This window comes from Umezawaea sp. Da 62-37, assembly GCF_032460545.1.
GTDB lineage: Bacteria > Actinomycetota > Actinomycetes > Mycobacteriales > Pseudonocardiaceae > Umezawaea.
This window is the reverse complement of sequence record NZ_CP135965.1, coordinates 9,934,787-9,952,229: the sequence shown is the minus strand read 5'-3', so window position 1 is coordinate 9,952,229 and position 17,443 is coordinate 9,934,787. Positions and strand designations below refer to the sequence as shown.

Here is a 17,443-nt window from a genome sequence, read left to right as displayed (position 1 = left end):
GCCATGACCATGACCCACACGGCCGATACCCGTCAGGAGCCGCCGCGGTCCGCTGCGGAGGTGCTCGCCCGCGCCCACGCGCTCGCACCGGTGCTACGAGAGCGGGCAGAGGAGATCGAGCAGAGCCGGCGACTGCCCGCCGACGTGGTGGACCTGTTGCGCGGCACCGGTGTGTTCCGGATGTCCTTCGGGCCCGACCGGGGTGGGCCCGGCCTGACCTCCATGGAGCAGACCGAGGTGATCGAAGCCTTGGCGCATGGCGACGCCTCCGCCGCATGGTGCGCCATGATCGGCTCGAACACCGGGATCTTCGCCAACTTCCTCGATCCCAGGGTGGCTCGCGAGATGTTCCCGAGCCTGGACACGATCACGGCGGGACTACTGCAGCCGTCGGGCCGGGCGGATCGCGTACCGGGTGGGTATCGGCTCACCGGCCGGTGGTCGTTCGGCAGCGGCATCACCCATTGCGACTGGGTCATGTCCGGCGCGTTCGTCTTCCAGGACGGCGAGCCCTACGCCAGCCCCGACGGCAGCAACCCGCACGAGTCCCGCCAGTTCATGGTCCCGAGCGAGCAGGTCGAGATCATCGACAACTGGGACACCCTCGGCCTGCGCGGCAGCGGGAGCTGCGACTACAAGATCACCGACGTGTTCGTCCCCGACGAGCACTCCCTCACCTTCGACGTGGTGCGCGGGACGGTGAGTCCGCTCGCCACCCCGGAAGCGTTCATGCGCAGCATCACCGGCGTGCCCCTGGGTCTCGCGCGGGCCGCACTCGACCACGCCCGCGAGGTCGTCGGGTCCAGGGTCGACCGGATGCTCGGCGCCGACTGGCGCGACCTCTACCGGGTGCAGACGATCATCGCCGAGTGCGAAGCCGACTTCAACGCCACCCGCAGCGGCGCCTACGCGGCCATGACCCGCGAGTGGACGGTGCTGGCTGACGGCGGCACGCTCGACGACCTCACAGCCACTGAGCGCGCCGCGGTTCCCATGGCGTGGTTGCACACCTACCGCACCGCCCGCTCCATCGTGAACCGGCTGTTCGACCTGCTCCAGACCTGGTCGATCAACACCTCCTCCCCGATGAACCGCTGGCTGCGCGACATCACCACGATGTGCCAGCACTTGGTCGCCCAGGACCGGATCGTCCAGTCAGCGGGCGCGCACCTCGTCGGCGGGCGCCCCGAGTTCGGTATCTGCCTCGGCATCACCGGCTGAGTCCGCCACCATCCACACAGGAGCGAAGCATGACCATGACCCAGATGGCGGCGGCGCAGGACGCGCCGGGCACCGCCGCCGAGATCCTCGCCCGCGCCCGTGCGCTCGCGCCGGTCCTGCGCGAGCGGGGCGACGACATCGAGCGGGCCCGCAGGCTTCCCGCCGACGTGGTGGACCTGTTGCGCAAGACCGGCGTGTTCCGCATGTGCTTCGGTCCGGAGCGCGGTGGCCCCGGCCTGAGCACGATCGAGCAGCTCGAGGTGGTCGAGGCGCTGGCTTACGGCGACGCGTCGGCCGCGTGGTGCGCCATGATCGGCTCGAACACCGGGATCTACCAGAACTTCCTCGCCCCGGACGTCAGCCTGGACATGTTCCCGAGCCTGGACACGATCACGGCGGGGTTGCTGCAACCTTCGGGGCGGGCCGAGCGGGTCCCCGGCGGGTATCGGCTCACCGGCCGGTGGTCGTTCGGCAGCGGCATCACCCATTGCGACTGGGTCATGTCCGGCGCGTTCGTCTTCCAGGACGGCGAGCCCTACGCCAGCCCCGACGGCAGCAACCCGCACGAGTCCCGCCAGTTCATGGTCCCGAGCGAGCAGGTCGAGATCATCGACAACTGGGACACCCTCGGCCTGCGCGGCAGCGGGAGCTGCGACTACAAGATCACCGACGTGTTCGTCCCCGACGGACGTTCTTTGGTGTTCAACGAGGTGCGCGGGGTGCCGAGCCCGCTGGCCCAGCCGGACGCGTTCACCCGCACCATGAGCGGGGTCCCGCTCGGCGTCGCCCGCGCCGCGCTCGACCACGCCCGCGAGGTCGTCGGGTCCAGGGTCGACCGGATGCTCGGCGCCGACTGGCGCGACCTCTACCGGGTGCAGACGATCATCGCCGAGTGCGAGGCCGACTTCAACGCCACCCGCAGCGGCGTGTACAGCGCGCTCACCCGGCAGTGGGAGGTCTTGGCCGCCGGCGGGACCCTGGACGACCTCACCGCCACCGAGCGCGCCGCGTGCCCGTTGTCCTGGGTGCACGCCTTCCGCACCTCACGGTCCATCGTGAACCGGCTGTTCGACCTGCTCCAGACCTGGTCGATCAACACCTCCTCCCCGATGAACCGCTGGCTGCGCGATACCACCACGATGTGCCAGCACCTCACCGCGCAGGACCGTGTCAACCAGTCCGCGGGCGCCCACCTCGTGGGCGGCAAGCCCGAGTTCGCGATCTGCCTCGGCATCCTCTGATCCTTCCCCCTGCCCCAGGAGAATCCCGATGAGCAGAGGTCTCGTCACACTGGTCAACCCCAACAAGGTGCACCCACCGATCGCGCCGTACGCGCTCGACGTGCTGACCACCTCGTTGGAGCGCAATGGTTTCGAGGTGGAGGTCGTGGACCTCACGTTCCACCGGGACGATTGGCGCGCGCACCTGACCGGGTACTTCGCCCAGCGCCGCCCACTGCTGGTGGGCGTCACCATCCGCAACACCGACACCGTGTACGCGTTCGAGCAACGCCCGTTCGTGGGGGAGCACAAGGAGATCATCGCCGAGATCAAGGTTCTGACCGGGGCGCCGATCGTCGGCGGTGGGATCGGGTTCTCCACGATGCCCTTCGCCCTGGTCGAGTACTTCGACATCCCGTTCGGCGTGCAGGGTCCCGGCGAGTTCATCCTGTGCGACCTCGCCGACGCGCTGGCGACCGGGCGCGACCCGAGCACTGTTCCCGGGCTGCTGCGCAACACCGCGGAGGGCGTGGTCAAGGTGCCGCCGCCCGCACTGGCCGCGCGCGGCGCGGCGCTCACCCTGAACACACCGCGGGCCGGTCGTGAGGAGGACCGGCTGTGGCAGGTGGACACCGCGGGTACCTACGTCCGCCGCTCCGGCGATCCCTCCAAAGTGGACAACCTGCTCTACTACCGGGTGGGCGGCCTCGCCGGGATCCTCACCAAGAACGGCTGCACGTACCAGTGTTCGCATTGCGTCGAGCCTGCCGCCAAGGGCGGCCGGTTCGGCCGCCGGGACGTGACCGGCGTGGTCGATGAGATGCAATCGCTTGCGGCACAGGGCATCCTGGACCAGCACACCACGGACAGCGAGTTCAACCTGTCCATCGCACACGCCAAGAACGTGCTGCGCGAGATCGTCCGCCGCAGGCACGCCGACCCGGCCAACCCGCTCAACGACCTGCGGCTGTGGGTGTACTGCCAGCCCGCGCCGTTCGACGAGGAGTTCGCCGCGTTGCTGGCCGCCGCGGGCTGCCGCGGTGTCAACGTCGGCACGGACCACGTCCGCGCCGACATGCTCAAGGGGTGGAAGGTGACCGGCAAGGGCACCACCTACTACACCTTCGCCGACACCGAGAACCTGGTCCGGTTGTGCCACTCGCACGGCATGATGACCATGGTCGAGGCGCTGTTCGGGATGCCCGGCGAGACCGAGGACAGCATGCGCGAGTGCGTGCGGGCGTTCATGGCGCTGGACGCCACGGTCACCGGGTTCTCGCTGGGGCTGAGGCTGTTCCCGCACACCCCGCTCGGCGTCGAGATGGCCGAGAAGTGCGACGGCGTGCGCACGCTGCCGGGGTTGCAGTCCAACACCGCGACGGGGCCGATCATCCTCAAGCCGCTGGCCAAGTGCGCGAGCATGGCCGAGTACGAGCGGCAGTTCATGTTCGACGAGGACGGCGGCTTCCGACTGGTCTGCTACTTCTCCCCTGACCTGACGGAGGCGCCGGGCACGGCGACCGACCCGACCGGCCTCCGCAGCCAGTCGGTGCAGTTGCTCTGGGACCTGATCGACCCGGCCGACGCGGACCGGGTGATGCTGCCGACGCTGTCGGGTTCCGGGGAGTTCGAGAACAACTACGCCGACAACCCGTTCCTGATCGGGCTCGGCGCACTGGGCTACACCGGTGCTTTCTGGGCGCACTGGCGTGACCGTGACGCGATCATGCGACGCGCCGGGACGTTGACCCCCGCCGAACCGATCGGAGCATGACATGACCGAGCGACCGATCATCCTGGTGGGTTACGTGCCACCGGCGTTGGCGCTGCTGCGGGAGTTCCAGCCGGACGGCTCGATCGTGCTGGTCGAGGAGCCCGACATCGTGCGCAAGCGGGACGTGCGTGCCGCGGCCGCGGACTCGCCGCTGGTCGGCGAACTGGTGGAGTGGGAGTACCAGCTACCGGGAACCGCGGACGAGTTCGCCAACGCCCGGCCGGACCTGGCCTCGGCGGCCGCGGTGATCCCGCTGGTGGAGTACGCGACGTCGTTCGCGGCGCGCCTCGCCGAACGCCTCGGCATCCCGGGGGCGAGCTCCGGCGCGGCGGCCCTGCTGCGCGACAAGCCGTTGCTGCGCCGGGCGACCCGCGCGGCGGGTATCGCCAACCCGGTGTGCCGCGAGGTCGACTCGCCCGGCGCGGTGCGGGAGTTCATGGCCGAACACCACGGGCCGGTGATCCTGAAACCGACCAACCGGCAGGCCGCCGTGGGCATCCGCGTGCTGCACGAACCCGGCGAGGTCGACGAGGCCTGGGCGGTGTGCGTGGTCCACGACGAAGGCATTTTCGTCCCGGACCGGCCGATGCCGCTGCGGATGCTCGTGGAGACCTACGTGCACGGTCACGAGTACAGCGTCGAGATGCTGGTGCGGGACGGCGAGCCGCTGTTCGCGAACGTCACCGACAAGATGTTGTTCCCCGGACCGTACCCGGTCGAACGCGGGCACGTCGTGCCCGCTGCGATCGGACCGGACCTGCGTGCACTGTTGGCGGAGCGGACCACGGACGTCCTGCGCGCCACCGGTTTCGGCACCGGCGTCGTGCACTGCGAGTGGATCGTCCGCGACGACACGCCCTTCCTGGTGGAGTGCGCGGGCAGGCTGCCCGGTGACGGCATCGCCGAACTGCTCGAGCGCGCGTACGGATTCTCCCTGGGCCGGGCGTACTTCGCCCTGATGCGTGGTGACGACGTACCCGCACTGCCCACCGAGGCCGCGCGGACCGCGGTGGTGTGCTTCAACGACGCCGTGCCCGGCACCATCACCGCGATCACCGACCTGGACCAGATCCGCGCGTTGCCCGGCGTGGTCAGCTCCTCCAAGGGTGTGTCGGTCGGGGACACCGTGCGGGAGCTGCACAGCTCATGGGACCGCCTGGCACTGGTGATGACCTGCGCACCGACCGCCCACGAAGCGGTTCTGCTGGCCGAGAAGGCAATCGGGCAGTTGCAGATCGACACCGTGCGGAGCGCGACATGACCGACGTCGAGCGGGCGACCGTGCAGATCCACCGGCTGGAGAACGAGCGGGTGGCCAGGATGTACGGCCTGGAACTCAAGATGCTGCACCCGTGGCCCGGACTCGTGACGCCGTTCCAGGGCGCGTGGTGCGTCCTGCGGCCGGGGGACGTGTCGATGGCCCACGCGCACCACGACCACGAGATCTTCATCGTCATGGCGGGCCGGGGCCGGGTGGTCGGCGACGGCCAGGAGCACGAGATCTCCGGTGGTGACATCGCCTTCATGCGGCCGGGCACCACGCACCACGTGCTCAACCACGGCGACGAGGACTTCTCCTACTACGCGATCTGGTGGGACCGGGCCATGGCGGGCGAGTTCATCGCGCGCGACCGCACGCCGGACAGCGACGAGGACGCCGTCCAGGCCGAGGAGCGGGTATGACCGGCATCGCGGACATGGAGGGCAAGCGGTTCCGGCGGCCGGGCGACACCAGCGGCGCGGTCGCGGTCTACCACGAGGACGGCGACGTGGTGTGGGCCGTGGTCGAGGGCGGCGAGGTGCGCCGCGGCAGCGTCACCGGCAACCGCGCCGCCGACGGCGTGCTGCGCATGGGGTACACGATCGTGCTCGCCAGCGGGGAGATCATCTGCGGGTTCTCGGTCAGCACTCCGGAGGTGACCGAGCAGGGTGTGCTGCGGCTGCGCGAGGAGTGGGAACGCTTCGGCCTGCACGCCGCCAGCGGCGTCTCCTACATCGAGGAGGTGGTCCGGTGAACCGGTTCGCCGCACCCCCAGTGTCCGATGCGGACTGGCGCGGGCTCGCGGGATCGGTGTCCGGCCGGGTCCTGCGCCCGGCCGACACCGGGTTCACCGGTGCCAGCGCGCCGTTGAACAAGCGGTGGTCCGCCACACCTGCCGGGGTCGTGTCGGTCACCGACACCGAGGACGTGCGAAGCGCGCTGGCCTGGGTGCGGGAGACCGGCGTCGGAGTCGTCGTCCGCGGAGGTGGGCACAGCTACGGCGGTTACTCCACCGGTCAGGGTCTTGTGCTGGACCTGCGCGCTCTCGACACCGTGGACGTCGACCCGTCGACCGGTCTGGTCACCGTCGGCGGTGGCGCGAGCACCGGCGCGGTCTACGCGGCGTTGCAGCCGCACGACCTGGTGTTCCCCCTGGGCAACGGCGACACCGTCGGTGTCGCGGGACTCGCGCTCGGCGGCGGGTCGGCTGCGGTGTCCCGCAAGCTCGGGCTCACCGCCGACACACTGGTGGGCACCGCCGTCATGACCGCGGACGGGTCGCTGCTGGAGTGCGACGAGCATCGGAACACCGACCTCTACTGGGCGTCGCGGGGCGGTGGCGGCGGCAATTTCGGCGTCACCGTGTCGATGACGTTCCAGGCCCAACCGGCTCCCCTTGGCGCCACCTGCCTGCTGCTGTGGGACGGCGCGCACGCGCAGCCGGTGTTCGAGGCCTTGCAACGGGTCATGCTGGACGCGCCGGACGAACTCGCCACGCGGTTGGGGTTGAGCACCACCGGGGACGCCACCTCGGTGTCCGTGGTCGGGTTGTACCAGGGCCACGCCGCCGCACTGCGGGACCTGCTCGCTCCGGTGCTCGCCACCGCCACTCCCCTGAGCGTCGACATCGCCGACCGGACGTTCTGGGGCGCGAAGGACTACCTGGCGCACGAGACCGCGGGCGGCGCGTTCGCGGTGCGCACCAACTTCATCATCGAGCCGCTGCCCGCCGCCGCCGTCGGTATCATTGAATCCTTTGTGGACAAGTGGCCGCGCGGTCACAACCCGGACGGTGGGGGTGTGGCCCTGTTCGCCTGGGGTGGCGCGGTCAACCGGATCGCCCCGGCCGACACAGCCTTCGTCCACCGCGACGCGGTGTCCCTGCTCGCCCTGGACACGTCGTGGACCGGCGAGGACCCACCCGAGACCGTGGCGGCGCACCTGCGCTGGCTCGCCGACCTGCGCGAGGCGCTCTCGCCGCACACCACGCCGCACGCCTACCAGAACTTCATCGACCCCGAACTGCCCGACTGGCGCACCGCCTACTACGGCGCCAACTACCCCCGGCTCGCGGAGGTGAAACAACGCCACGACCCGGAGAACCTGTTCCGCCACGCCCAGTCCATCACCTCGGAATGCTGAGCCGGCCACCTGTGCACCGGCCTGGTCGCGCTGACCGTGGTCACCGAGCAGCGGCTGCCCCTCCAGGACGTGGTGGACCTGGACGCCGGTGAACACCTCCGTACCTCTCACGGCGGCGAGTGCCGCCCGTGGATCCCAGTCGACGGATCCCTGGGGCTGTTCCCCTGGATGTGCATGCTGACGCACATCCAGGGGAACAGACCGCGACGGGTTGGCAGGTGCTGCCCCCTGTCCTGGGTCGCATGGACTCCGACGCGCACGGGCCCCGCGACACGGGTCTTTCGGTGGGACACGCTGCGCCGATTGTCATTCTTCGTCGAACTTCTGCTCCAACCAGTATCCGGCGATGCCGGCCACACATCCTCCGGAGAACCCGAACCCGTCGACGAGACCTGGGGGCGACTGCGGCATCTGGGCACCCGCCGGGACCAGTTGATCGTCACGATGACCAGTCAGGTTCAGCAGATGCGGCCGTTGTTGGAATGTGTGTGGCCGGCGGCGTTGGATACCGCAAAGCAGCCGTTCCGGTCCCGTACCTGGCTCGCGGCGTTGACCGTGGTCTGCTATCGCGACGGCGACGACTTGGACCGCACTCGCCGTCTGGGAGCGGACCGGTTCGAACGGGCCATACGTCGCGAAGTCGCCCGCCGAGGTGGCCTCAAACCCTCGCCGCGGATCACCCGCGCCCTGTTCGCCGCCCTGACCGACCCGGCCGGCGTGATCGGGCACCGCCGCGGGGCGCTGGAGCGGGTGCGGTTCCTGCCGGCCGACCGGGACCACGCCGGCGCGAGTCTGGCCGAGGTCGAGTCGTTGATGACCGGTGTCGAGGACGAGCTCGGCCTGACCGCGCTGGTGGACTCGATCACCGGCTTGTCGGTGCTCGGGGCCGCGGCGATCCTGGCCGAGACCAGTGACCCGAACCGGTTCGCCTCGGCGTGGGCGTTGGTCAAACACGCCGGTCTGGCACCACGGGAGAAGTCCCCCGGGACGTTCACCGGCCGCACGAAACTCACCGGCCAAGGATCGCCCGAGGCTGCGTCTGGCGGCATGGCGTGCGGTCTGGGGAGCCCAACGCGCCAACCCCGTCTACGCCACTCGTTATCGGCACTTGACCGGGCGCGAGACCAACCGGCTCACCCCGACGCAGGCTCAGGCGGTCATCGCCGCGACGATCCTGCGGCACCCGCACGCCGTCATCACCACCGGCCGGAGCTGGGACCCCGACATCGCCACCCACGGCCCCACACCGGCCACCGCGGTCAACGCGGCCTGAACCGCGCGACCGCGCCACGAGCAGGGCGGGGCGAGCCGCACGCGGCATGGAGGCACCCCTGGGTGATCTCGACGCTCATCATGGGCAGCCCTTCCCGTCGTCACCAACCCGATCACGCGCTGCCGGGTCCACCCCCATGCCGCTATGCAGGGAACGACGACAAGTCCTGATCACTGACCGGCCTTTTGACACAAAATGACTTGCGCTGATGAGCGGACGTCGTACCTCGAGCTTGAGGTCACGGCCGTTGAAGCAGTTCATCGCATCCGGGCAGGGAGCATTGGACCTGAACGACCAGGTGGGGCACCACCACGCTCAACACCGTGGGATGGCCGTCAGCTTGCCTGAAGGGCCACGCCACCGCCTCGCTCTCGGTACCGGTGCTGGTGAACGACCTGGTGGTGCCGGCCGGGTTCCCTGGGCGGCTCGGTCGTCAGCGAGCCTCGCTGAGCCGGGACGCGCGCAGGAGGTCGAGCTGGTCGGCGCCGCGGGTTCCCGCGGCTGCTGTGTAGGTGACGATGCGCAGGTCGACGCCGGGCACGGTCAGCACGTCGCAGTCCAGGGTGACCTCACCCAGCTCGGGATGGCTGATCGTCTTGAGATCGCCGGTGAGCTGCCCCATGCCCGCCACCGACCACAGCTCACCGAAGAAAGGCGAGGCCGCCCGCAAGCCGTCCACGAGAGCCGCCAGTCCTGGGTCGGCGGGGTAGCGGGAGACCGCTTCGCGCAGGTCCGCGACGATCGCGGTCTCGAAGGCGTACGGCCCGGCTGTCGAGGTGACCGGGCGCAGCTGCCAGCGGCCCTCGCCCGTGCCGAACAGGGCGCGGGTGAGGTTGCGTTCGGCGGGCGGCAGGCCGGACGGATCGCCGTGCAGCGCCGTCCACATGTCGTTCCACCACAGCAGGCTCCACTCGGCGGCGAACACGCCGATCGGGAGATCGCCGAGGCGGTCGACGAGGCGGCGGATGCTCGGCGGCACGTGGGTTCCGACGGTCTGGTCGCGAGGCGCGAGCAGACCCGCGGCACGGAAGAGCTGGTCGCGTTCGGCGGGGGAGAGCCGCAGCGCGCGCGCCAGGGCCGAGACCACCTGGCCGGACGGGTTGGTGGCCCGGCCCTGCTCCAACCGCAGCACGTACTCGTGGGAAAGACCGGCGAGCTCGGCGAGTTCCTCGCGGCGCAGGCCGGGGGCGCGCCGGCGAGCCGACCGGGCGTAGCCGGCATCGGCCGGGTCGAGGCGGTCGCGCCAGCCGCGCACCAGGGCACCGAAGCTCAGGTCACTCACTTCTCCATGGTCGCACCTGGCGTGTCCTGCACCACGGTCACCATCCGGGCGAGCGCGGCGCGCATGTAGCGGGTCCACAGCGGCGTGAACGGCCCGGCGACGATCCAGCGGCGGCCGGGCAGCGGCCGGAAGTCGTAGGTCCACCGGATCGACGTGCCGGTGCCGTCGGGCAGGAACGACCACTCGCCACGCACCCCGGAGACCAGCTTGGCCAGCACGTTGGTGAAGCCGCTGAGCTCGTAGGCGAACCCGTGTCCGTCCACGACCTCGGTGAGCCGCTCGTCGGCCTGGGAGCCGTCGGTGAACCAGGTCTTGCGCGAGGGTCCGGGCCGGTCCCAGGCGCCGGTCTGGTCGCGCACCTCCGCGACGCCGGGGAACGGTCCCCACGGCTTGAACACCAGGGGCAGGTCGATCGGCACGATGACCCGGTGGGTGTGGGCGGGGCCGGCTGTCGTACGGGCGAAGACGGTGATCGGAACGCTCTTTGTCGTCATGCCACGAGCATCACGGGCCGCGCCCGCCCGAGGCAGACACCTGTCAGTACACACCCTCGAGGTCTCGCCGCACTGCCTCCCGGCCTGCGGTCGGGGCCGTTTCCGGCGAAACCCACACCCGATCTCCGGCGCTCAGGACCGCGCCAGGGCTAGCAGGGCCGTCTTGGCATCGGCTCTTGCCGGCACACCGGTCATGGCCAACCAACGCCCTCAACAGCGATGTTGAGCCTGCTTGCCCGAGCTTCGGGTGGGACGGGGTCGGGACGGTTGAGCGATGTCCGCCACCACCGCAGTCACCCTTCTGGCAACTCGTCGGTCGAGGCCAGCGTTGGCTTGTGCATGGGAGTCACCTCGGGCGGAGCGGCCTCGGCGGCCGGCACGACCCCGACTGGAGCACCGATGACAGTGGGCTCGGGCAGCACTTCAAGCAGAGCGCGGACCCTGGAGAACGACAACGGAAAGCATGTCTTCGGGGATCTCGTCCACGCCGATGCTGCTTCGTCAGTTCGTCGAGCGTCACCTCGTGGACATCGGCTTCTCGAGCACGTACCCCGCCTTCGCGCAGTGCAGTACGTGGCCGTCCTGTACCGCGTACTCCCACACCGCGCTCTGCCGCCACGGGTCCGAGGCGGCGGAGCGCGCGGTAGATCAACTCCTTGTCCTCTGCGTCGGCGGTACCACCGCCGTGGTGGGTGCGCTTGAGCACCTCGACTACCGCCGCCTCGGTCAGGTCGAAGTCGGTCTTGTCGCTCCGGCGAGGACCCGCTCGAAGACCGCGCGCCTCGGTGCGCCTGCCGCGCTGTGCCAGGACCAGCGCGGCCGGGACGATCCCAGCCGGACGTGGTGTTCCTGTGCGCACTCACGTTGCCAGCCTCCACGGCGCGCGAAAAGGCAAACTCGACAACGGTCCGGTGATCTCGGACGTTCGCCAACTTCACAGGTCCGAGTTGGTCTGAGAAGCGTTGGCAGGGGTTCGGCCAGCTTGGTGACGTGGTCGGCGAGATCGTCTGATGACGCTTCTCCTCGTACCCAGCGGTGGAACACCTGATTTACTTCAGTCGACACTGAAGCTGTTGAGAAGACCACCCATCGACCGGGTGGGTTCGCGACCGGCGATCAGGCGCCATTCACCCCAACGGGTGGCCGCATCGACAGCGAAAAGCGACCCCCAGTGCTCCGGAGTCACCGGCACATCATCTTTATTTCAATTTTTCCAAAAATGCGGTTCGACTCGGTAATGCTCACCTACAGTCAACCTTCACAGCAATCCGTTTGCACCGGAATGCTGCTGGCCATCCCTAGATCAGCACTTTCTCCACAGCCGATCGCAAGGAGTTCCCATGCACGTACAAAATCGAAGCGGACCACTGTTCAGAATTATCGTCGCCATGGCCGCGGCAGTTCTGGCGAGCGTGGTCATCGCGGTGCCGAGCCAGGCGGTCACGGCGTCGAGCCCTGGTCGGGCCCAATCGTTCTGGCTGCACCTCGACAGCTCGCCCATCAGCGACTACGTGATCACCACGAAGGCGAAATCGATGGCGTACGTGGTGCTCAACGCATGGGAGGGCTCCCTCGCCGCGAAGTTCAAGAAAGCGAATCCGAACATCCGAGTATTCGTGTACAAAGATCTCTCATCCACCCGGAGCTACGCGTGCCGGAACGGGATCGACGACGCGCAGATTCCGACGGGGATCGGATACTGCGAAGCGGCGAGGGCACATCCCGAGTGGTTCCTCACGGACAGCCGAGGCAACCGGTTCGAGTACAGCGGGTATGCGGGCCACTGGCAGATGGACGTCGGCAACACCACGTACCAGCAGCGGTGGGGCGACAACGTCATCGCGAGTGCGAAATCGGGTGGTTTCGACGGCGTGCTGATGGATAATGCGCTCTTCGGCTGCGACACCTACCACGACGGCAGGTGCCCGAAGGCCTACCCGACCGACGCGCCGTTCCAGACCGCCTACAAGTCGATGTTCGCGAACCTGCGCCAGCGGTTCGCCGACGCGGGAATCCTCACGGTCGCGAACCTGGCGAACGCACGCCTCTACCCCGGCGCCTGGGACGCGTACACGGAACACCTCGACGGCGGCTTCGACGAGTGGTGGTTGGCGTTCAGCGAAACCAACCTGCTGCCTGCCGGTGTCGAGGGGTGGGGCATGCAGGTGCGGGAGATCGCCTCGAACGAGGCACGGGGCAAGATCACCTGGGTGCAGCCGCACGTCGGCGCCACAGGTGACCGCGCGTTCCGGTACGCGCTCGCCAGCTACTTCCTCGTGCAGCAGGGGCGGAGCGCCTTCGCCGAGACCCTCGGCCAGGACGCCTACGGCGCCCCGCCTCGCACCCGCGCCGAGTACACGTGGAACCTCGGCACACCCACCGGGGCGTACCGGACCATCGGCAACAACCTGCTCCGCCGCGACTTCGGCTGCGGCACCGTCTTGGTCAACACGAACCCGAGCGGCAGCACCGCCGTCACCGTCTACTTGGGCCGCACCTACTACAACGAGTTCGGTTCGCCGGTGACGACCGCGACCCTGCCGGGCACGTCCGGCAAGATCCTGCGCAAGTCGTGCACGGCGTGAGGCGGACGGCGCATGGGCGCGACCGACGACTGCCCGCCCGGCGCGGGACGCTGGTCGATGATCCGTCCAGGCTAGACGGAGACCATCAAGCCTGGACGGATCAGGAGTTGTGGCGCCGCCGAAGAAGTACCCCGATGAGCTGCGCAAGCGGGCGACCGGGATGGTCGTGGAGGCCGGCATGGGCTTGGACCTTCTCGCGTTGTGCCAGTTCGAGTTCTTGGGTGCGTCGGCGTCGTGCCGCGAGATGCGGCGCGAACAGTCCGCCGCCACCGACTGCGGTGGACGCGGCGAGTTCGAGCACGTCCAGGTGCGCGGTGGCTTTCTCCTCCATAAGCGCGTCCTGGTGCTGCATAGGGCGCGGCGTCGAACCACAACAGCGACTTGTGGTGCTGCGTGGCAGGATGCGACGCATGGGTCGTGAGGCGAGCGACGAGGCGTACGTACTGGATCTGTGCAACGAGGCACTGGGCGAGACCGCCCAACGTCAGGCCCGGTTCGATTGGCTGCGCGGCGACTCCGGAAACGACCGTCCAGGCCGCCGACTACCCGTCGACGGCTACTGGCCGCGACACCGGTTGGTGGTGGAGTACCGGGAACGCCAGCACGACATCCCGGTCCCGCACTTCGACAAACCCGACCGGCTCACCGTCAGCGGCGTGCACCGAGGACTGCAACGCGCGCTGTACGACCGGCGGCGAGAAGACGAGATCCCGGCCCACGGCCTACGGCTGGTGGTGATCAAGCCCGACGACCTCGACGCCAACGCCCAAGGCCGACTCCGACGCTCCCATGACGGCGATCTACCGCTGGTCCAGGCCCTGCTGGGCATCGTCGGCCCCATCGACTCCACCACCACCGACGGTCGGTCAGACTGACCCCGCATCACCCGGATCCGCCAGGGTTCCAGCTCGTCGACCCCGCACCTCGGGCGGTCCATGCTCAGCCAGTCCTCGGCTCGCGCGGTCCGGCGCCCGATCGAACGTCCGCAGCCAATTCGGCCGACACCCTCGGCCTGCTCCGGTTCCAGACCCGCCCCGTGTGAAGCCCTGCCAGCGGCCGGGGTCAGGATTCGGGCCGGTTGTCCCCGTGCACGTGCAGCGGCACCACCCGGCAGAGCGCACTGGTGCCGTCCCCGGAGGCGGGGAAGGCGTACAGCAAGGCGCCGCGGACCTCCTAGCGCAATTCGCTGTGGCCGCGTCGCCGCGCCCAGTGCTCGACTCCGGCTCCCGCCTTGGTGGGGCTGAGCTGGACGTGCGCGAAGTACCTGGTGGGCGGCATGGCTTCCGGGTCGGTGTTGATCTCCACCAAGTACACCGCAGTTGGTTGGCCCATGGCGACGATCATGCCGCCCCCGGCTCGAAACGGTGATAGTCGGTGGCTCCGAGTCGGGGGTCGACACGTCGCCACAGTAGCGTCCCCACACCGCCCGAAAACACGTGTTCGAGCATTTCGATATTTCCACATCAGGAGTTGCTCAATTTTAGCTCATGACCACGCATGCGATTAATCCTCTTATTGTCCAAGTTCGAGCGGTCCTGTTCCAACCTTTTCCGCCATTTCTTCGCGGAAGTGCTAACTTCGATGGACAACGCCATGTACACATGCTAATTGGCGCCGAGTGCTCGCTGGCCGGAGCGCCGGATGCAGTGCCATCACGCATACTTCCAGGGCAATCTGGCTGGTCGATGTCTTGACGCGGTACCGCATTCGTGTTGCCGTTCGCGCACGCTCAAACAGATTGTTGTCGACGATCATGATCACACTCTCCGATCGGACGTCGTTCCGCGGTCGAAACCGAGCCCAGGACTCGCCGTGTTCACTTCGCTCCTGGCCGTCCTGCTGGGCGTCGCGCCGGCGTCGGCCTACTGGAATGCGGCTGCTTCCGGGACCGCGGGCGCGCCTACCGGCACCGCGGCCGCGCCGGTCGAGGTGACCGTCCCCGCGACCACGGCCGGGAGTGTCCCGGTCGGGTGGACGCCCGGTGCGGGTGGAGTGGTGCCCTCGGGGTACTACATCACCCGGCACGCCGGTGGCACGACAACCCCCGCCTGCGCCAGCAGCCGAACCGCGCTGGTCGTGGGCACCCACCTGCACCGACACCGCGGTCCCGGACGGGCAGCACAGCTACGTCGTGACCGCCGTCCGCGGATCGTGGACCGCGTCCAGCGCCGCGAGCGCGGTCGTGGACGTGGTCAGCGCCGCTCGGCTCGCCTTCACCGGCCAACCCGCCGACACCGCGGCCGACACGATCGCATCACCCGTGACCGCCGCCCTCCAGACGGCCGACGGGACCGCGTTCCCCTCGTCAGGGGTCCCCGTCACCTTGACATCCGCGACCAGTTCACCCTTCGCGGTGACCACGCCCCCCTCTTCCTCGGCGCTGCCAGTGGGTTTTCGGTCCTGGCGGTAACCGCCGTGGTGAACACCGACCCGACGACGATCAGCGGGGATGTCGGCGTGAACCCTGGAACCTCGATCACCGGATTCCCCGCCGGCAGTGCGGGAGGGGACGTCCACGCGGGCGACGCCGTCGCGGCCCTCGCCCAGACCGCCCTCGCCCACGCTTACGACGAACTGGCGGCCAGGGCGGCGGACGTGGAGGTCATCGGTGATCTCGGCGGCCTCACCCTCACCCCCGGCGTCCACCACTCGGTGGCGGCGCTGGCCTTGACGGGAACGTTGACCTTGGACGCGGAGGGCGATCCGAACGCGGTGTTCGTCTTCCGGACCGACGCGGCGTTCAACACCGCCGCGGGCAGTGTGGTTGACCTGGTCGGCGGAGCACGGGCGGGCAACGTGTTCTGGGTGGTGGCGGGTGCGGCGGGGACCGGAGCGAACTCGTTCCTGTCGGGCACCGTCCTGGCACGCGGAGCGGTCACCTTGGGCGCGAGCACGACCCTGATCGGGCAAGTGCTTTCCCGCGACGCCGTCACCCTCGCCAGCAACACCCTGACGGGGGTCGCGCCCGGCCAGCCGGCGTCGCCGCCCAGCACCCCCCTGCTCGCCGCAGAGGTCGCGCCCGCCCCACCCCCTCCGACGACGACCGAACCCGCTGCGCCCGGCACACCCGGAAGCACGGGCGAGACCGAGCCGGATCAACCGGAACCCGTCCCGACCACGAGCGCTACCGAACCCGCCCTGACCATCAGCGCCACCGGACCCGACGAGGCGGTGACCCCGCGAACTGCGACCCGCTGCCGAACACCGGCCTCGGTGCGAACCTCACCCTGTTCCTGACCATCGCGAGCGGGTGCCTCGTTCTCGGTCTGGTGCTGGTGCTCGCGAGCCGGCGCCGACATGGGCACGGCGGAGCGGTCACCTTCCTGGTGGTCCTCTCGGTCGTCGGCGCGGCCTTGGTGATCCCGCAGGGAACACCCGCGCGGGCCACGACCTCGGCGTGCGGCACCGCCCAGAACTCCTTGACCGTCGTGCAGACCTCGGTCATGAACGGTCTGGCCCCCGGTCTCGTGCCGGTCCCCATCACCGGCCTGGTCGGAACAACGGCCCCGACGGCGCCTACGTCGCGGCGGTCACGGTCGAGATCACCTCGGTCGAAGTCCGATCCGGATCGCACCCCGGCAACTGCGACGCCAGCGACTACGTCCTGCTCAACACGAGGATGCCCGTCGACCAGGCGCTCGCCCCCGGTGGGTCGGCGTCCTTCGCCAGAGCGGCCATCGGCTTCGACAACAAGACCGTCAACCAGGACGCCTGTCAGCAGGCCGTCATCCACCTGCTCTACACCGCGATGCCCGAGTGACTCGGGTGTCCACCGCGGTCAGGCCGGTCACAGCACCAGCGCCGACAGCCGGGCGACGTGGTCGGCCGAGCCGCTGTGGTCGGTCGTCAGGTGCGACCGGGCCGGTCGCGATTACCGAGCCATTCCTTGGTCTTGGTGTCGACGTTGATCACCGGCTGGGCGTCGTGGAGGAAGGCGGCGGCGGCGGCGGCGTTCAAGTGGGCGAACTGGGCATCTCGGTCCGGATGGCTGATGCCCTCCGTCGTCTTCGCGGTTCCCTGAAGGCTGTAATCCAGGGTGTGCACCAGGTGCCCGACGGTCGAAGCGCTGATCGGGTGGCCCTGCACGGTGAGGGCCGAGGCCAGTGCCCGCAACCCCAACGTGGTCCACCGCTCGGACCCGTCGGGTCGGCAACGAGCGACCAGTCAGCTCCGCGATACCACGCGCAATGG

At 69.3% G+C, this 17,443-nt stretch carries 18 protein-coding genes; 12 read left to right on the top strand and 6 right to left on the bottom strand.

The annotated features are described in order from the left end of the window. Positions 1–3: 3 nt before the first annotated feature. From RM788_RS45040 to RM788_RS45005, 8 genes are all read left to right on the top strand, one after another. Positions 4–1,221 carry an acyl-CoA dehydrogenase family protein gene (locus RM788_RS45040; RefSeq protein ID WP_315926830.1) on the top strand — a complete coding sequence of 406 codons (1,218 nt, stop codon included), beginning with the start codon at positions 4–6 and terminating at the stop codon, positions 1,219–1,221. 29 nt (positions 1,222–1,250) lie between these two features. Further along, the gene (locus RM788_RS45035; RefSeq protein ID WP_315926829.1) at positions 1,251–2,462 is read left to right on the top strand and encodes an acyl-CoA dehydrogenase family protein; all 1,212 of its coding nucleotides are present in this window, start codon (positions 1,251–1,253) and stop codon (positions 2,460–2,462) included. Between the two features lie 28 nt (positions 2,463–2,490). Continuing rightward, complete coding sequence (gene tsrT, locus RM788_RS45030; RefSeq protein WP_315926828.1) at positions 2,491–4,215, top strand: tryptophan 2-C-methyltransferase; 1,725 nt, start codon at positions 2,491–2,493, stop codon at positions 4,213–4,215. 1 nt (position 4,216) lies between these two features. Beyond that, positions 4,217–5,476, top strand: a complete 1,260-nt coding sequence (locus tag RM788_RS45025; protein WP_315926826.1) for an ATP-grasp domain-containing protein — start codon at positions 4,217–4,219, stop codon at positions 5,474–5,476. Beyond that, positions 5,473–5,898: a cupin domain-containing protein gene (locus RM788_RS45020; protein ID WP_315926825.1), complete on the top strand. Its 426-nt coding sequence runs from the start codon at positions 5,473–5,475 to the stop codon at positions 5,896–5,898. The genes RM788_RS45025 and RM788_RS45020 overlap by 4 nt, the downstream gene beginning before the upstream one ends. Then, positions 5,895–6,230: an avidin-fold protein gene (locus RM788_RS45015; RefSeq protein WP_315926824.1), complete on the top strand. Its 336-nt coding sequence runs from the start codon at positions 5,895–5,897 to the stop codon at positions 6,228–6,230. Before RM788_RS45020 ends, RM788_RS45015 begins: the two co-directional genes overlap by 4 nt. Further along, positions 6,227–7,618, top strand: a complete 1,392-nt coding sequence (locus tag RM788_RS45010) for an FAD-binding oxidoreductase (protein ID WP_315926822.1) — start codon at positions 6,227–6,229, stop codon at positions 7,616–7,618. The genes RM788_RS45015 and RM788_RS45010 overlap by 4 nt, the downstream gene beginning before the upstream one ends. A 303-nt stretch (positions 7,619–7,921) precedes the next feature. Beyond that, positions 7,922–9,061 (top strand): transposase, encoded by a 1,140-nt coding sequence (locus tag RM788_RS45005; RefSeq protein WP_315926821.1) that lies wholly within the window; start codon positions 7,922–7,924, stop codon positions 9,059–9,061. Positions 9,062–9,324: 263 nt separating this feature from the next. Here the strand turns inward: RM788_RS45005 and RM788_RS45000 are convergent, their stop codons facing one another. After that, positions 9,325–10,173, bottom strand: coding sequence for a helix-turn-helix domain-containing protein (locus tag RM788_RS45000; RefSeq protein ID WP_315926820.1), 849 nt, complete (start codon positions 10,171–10,173; stop codon positions 9,325–9,327). After that, entirely contained in the window at positions 10,170–10,667 is a 498-nt protein-coding gene (locus RM788_RS44995) for an SRPBCC family protein (protein ID WP_315926819.1), read from the bottom strand. The genes RM788_RS45000 and RM788_RS44995 overlap by 4 nt, the downstream gene beginning before the upstream one ends. A 1,388-nt stretch (positions 10,668–12,055) precedes the next feature. Between RM788_RS44995 and RM788_RS44990 the strand changes: the two genes are divergently transcribed. Further along, positions 12,056–13,252: a putative glycoside hydrolase gene (locus RM788_RS44990; RefSeq protein ID WP_315926818.1), complete on the top strand. Its 1,197-nt coding sequence runs from the start codon at positions 12,056–12,058 to the stop codon at positions 13,250–13,252. Positions 13,253–13,352: 100 nt separating this feature from the next. Here RM788_RS44990 and RM788_RS44985 read toward each other — a convergent pair whose 3' ends face one another. Next, positions 13,353–13,583 carry a hypothetical protein gene (locus tag RM788_RS44985; protein WP_315926817.1) on the bottom strand — a complete coding sequence of 77 codons (231 nt, stop codon included), beginning with the start codon at positions 13,581–13,583 and terminating at the stop codon, positions 13,353–13,355. A 79-nt stretch (positions 13,584–13,662) separates the two neighbouring features. On the opposite strand from RM788_RS44985, the gene RM788_RS44980 reads away from it, so the two are divergent. Beyond that, complete coding sequence (locus RM788_RS44980) at positions 13,663–14,127, top strand: hypothetical protein (RefSeq protein WP_315926816.1); 465 nt, start codon at positions 13,663–13,665, stop codon at positions 14,125–14,127. A 298-nt stretch (positions 14,128–14,425) separates the two neighbouring features. On the opposite strand, the gene RM788_RS44975 is transcribed toward RM788_RS44980, so the two are convergent. Together RM788_RS44975 and RM788_RS44970 are read right to left on the bottom strand one after the other, a co-directional pair. Next, on the bottom strand, positions 14,426–14,584 hold the full coding sequence (locus RM788_RS44975; RefSeq protein WP_315926815.1) for a hypothetical protein: 159 nt from the start codon (positions 14,582–14,584) through the stop codon (positions 14,426–14,428). A gap of 792 nt (positions 14,585–15,376) precedes the next feature. Then, positions 15,377–15,613, bottom strand: a complete 237-nt coding sequence (locus tag RM788_RS44970; protein WP_315935000.1) for a hypothetical protein — start codon at positions 15,611–15,613, stop codon at positions 15,377–15,379. Here RM788_RS44970 and RM788_RS44965 point away from each other — a divergent pair. After that, complete coding sequence (locus RM788_RS44965) at positions 15,506–16,489, top strand: ice-binding family protein (protein WP_315934906.1); 984 nt, start codon at positions 15,506–15,508, stop codon at positions 16,487–16,489. The two genes, RM788_RS44970 and RM788_RS44965, sit on opposite strands and share 108 nt — an antisense overlap. 160 nt (positions 16,490–16,649) lie before the next feature. Continuing rightward, positions 16,650–17,012: a hypothetical protein gene (locus tag RM788_RS44960; protein WP_315926814.1), complete on the top strand. Its 363-nt coding sequence runs from the start codon at positions 16,650–16,652 to the stop codon at positions 17,010–17,012. A gap of 86 nt (positions 17,013–17,098) precedes the next feature. Here RM788_RS44960 and RM788_RS44955 read toward each other — a convergent pair whose 3' ends face one another. Further along, positions 17,099–17,416, bottom strand: coding sequence for an ISAzo13-like element transposase-related protein (locus RM788_RS44955; RefSeq protein ID WP_399345275.1), 318 nt, complete (start codon positions 17,414–17,416; stop codon positions 17,099–17,101). Between the last annotated feature and the right edge of the window lie 27 nt (positions 17,417–17,443).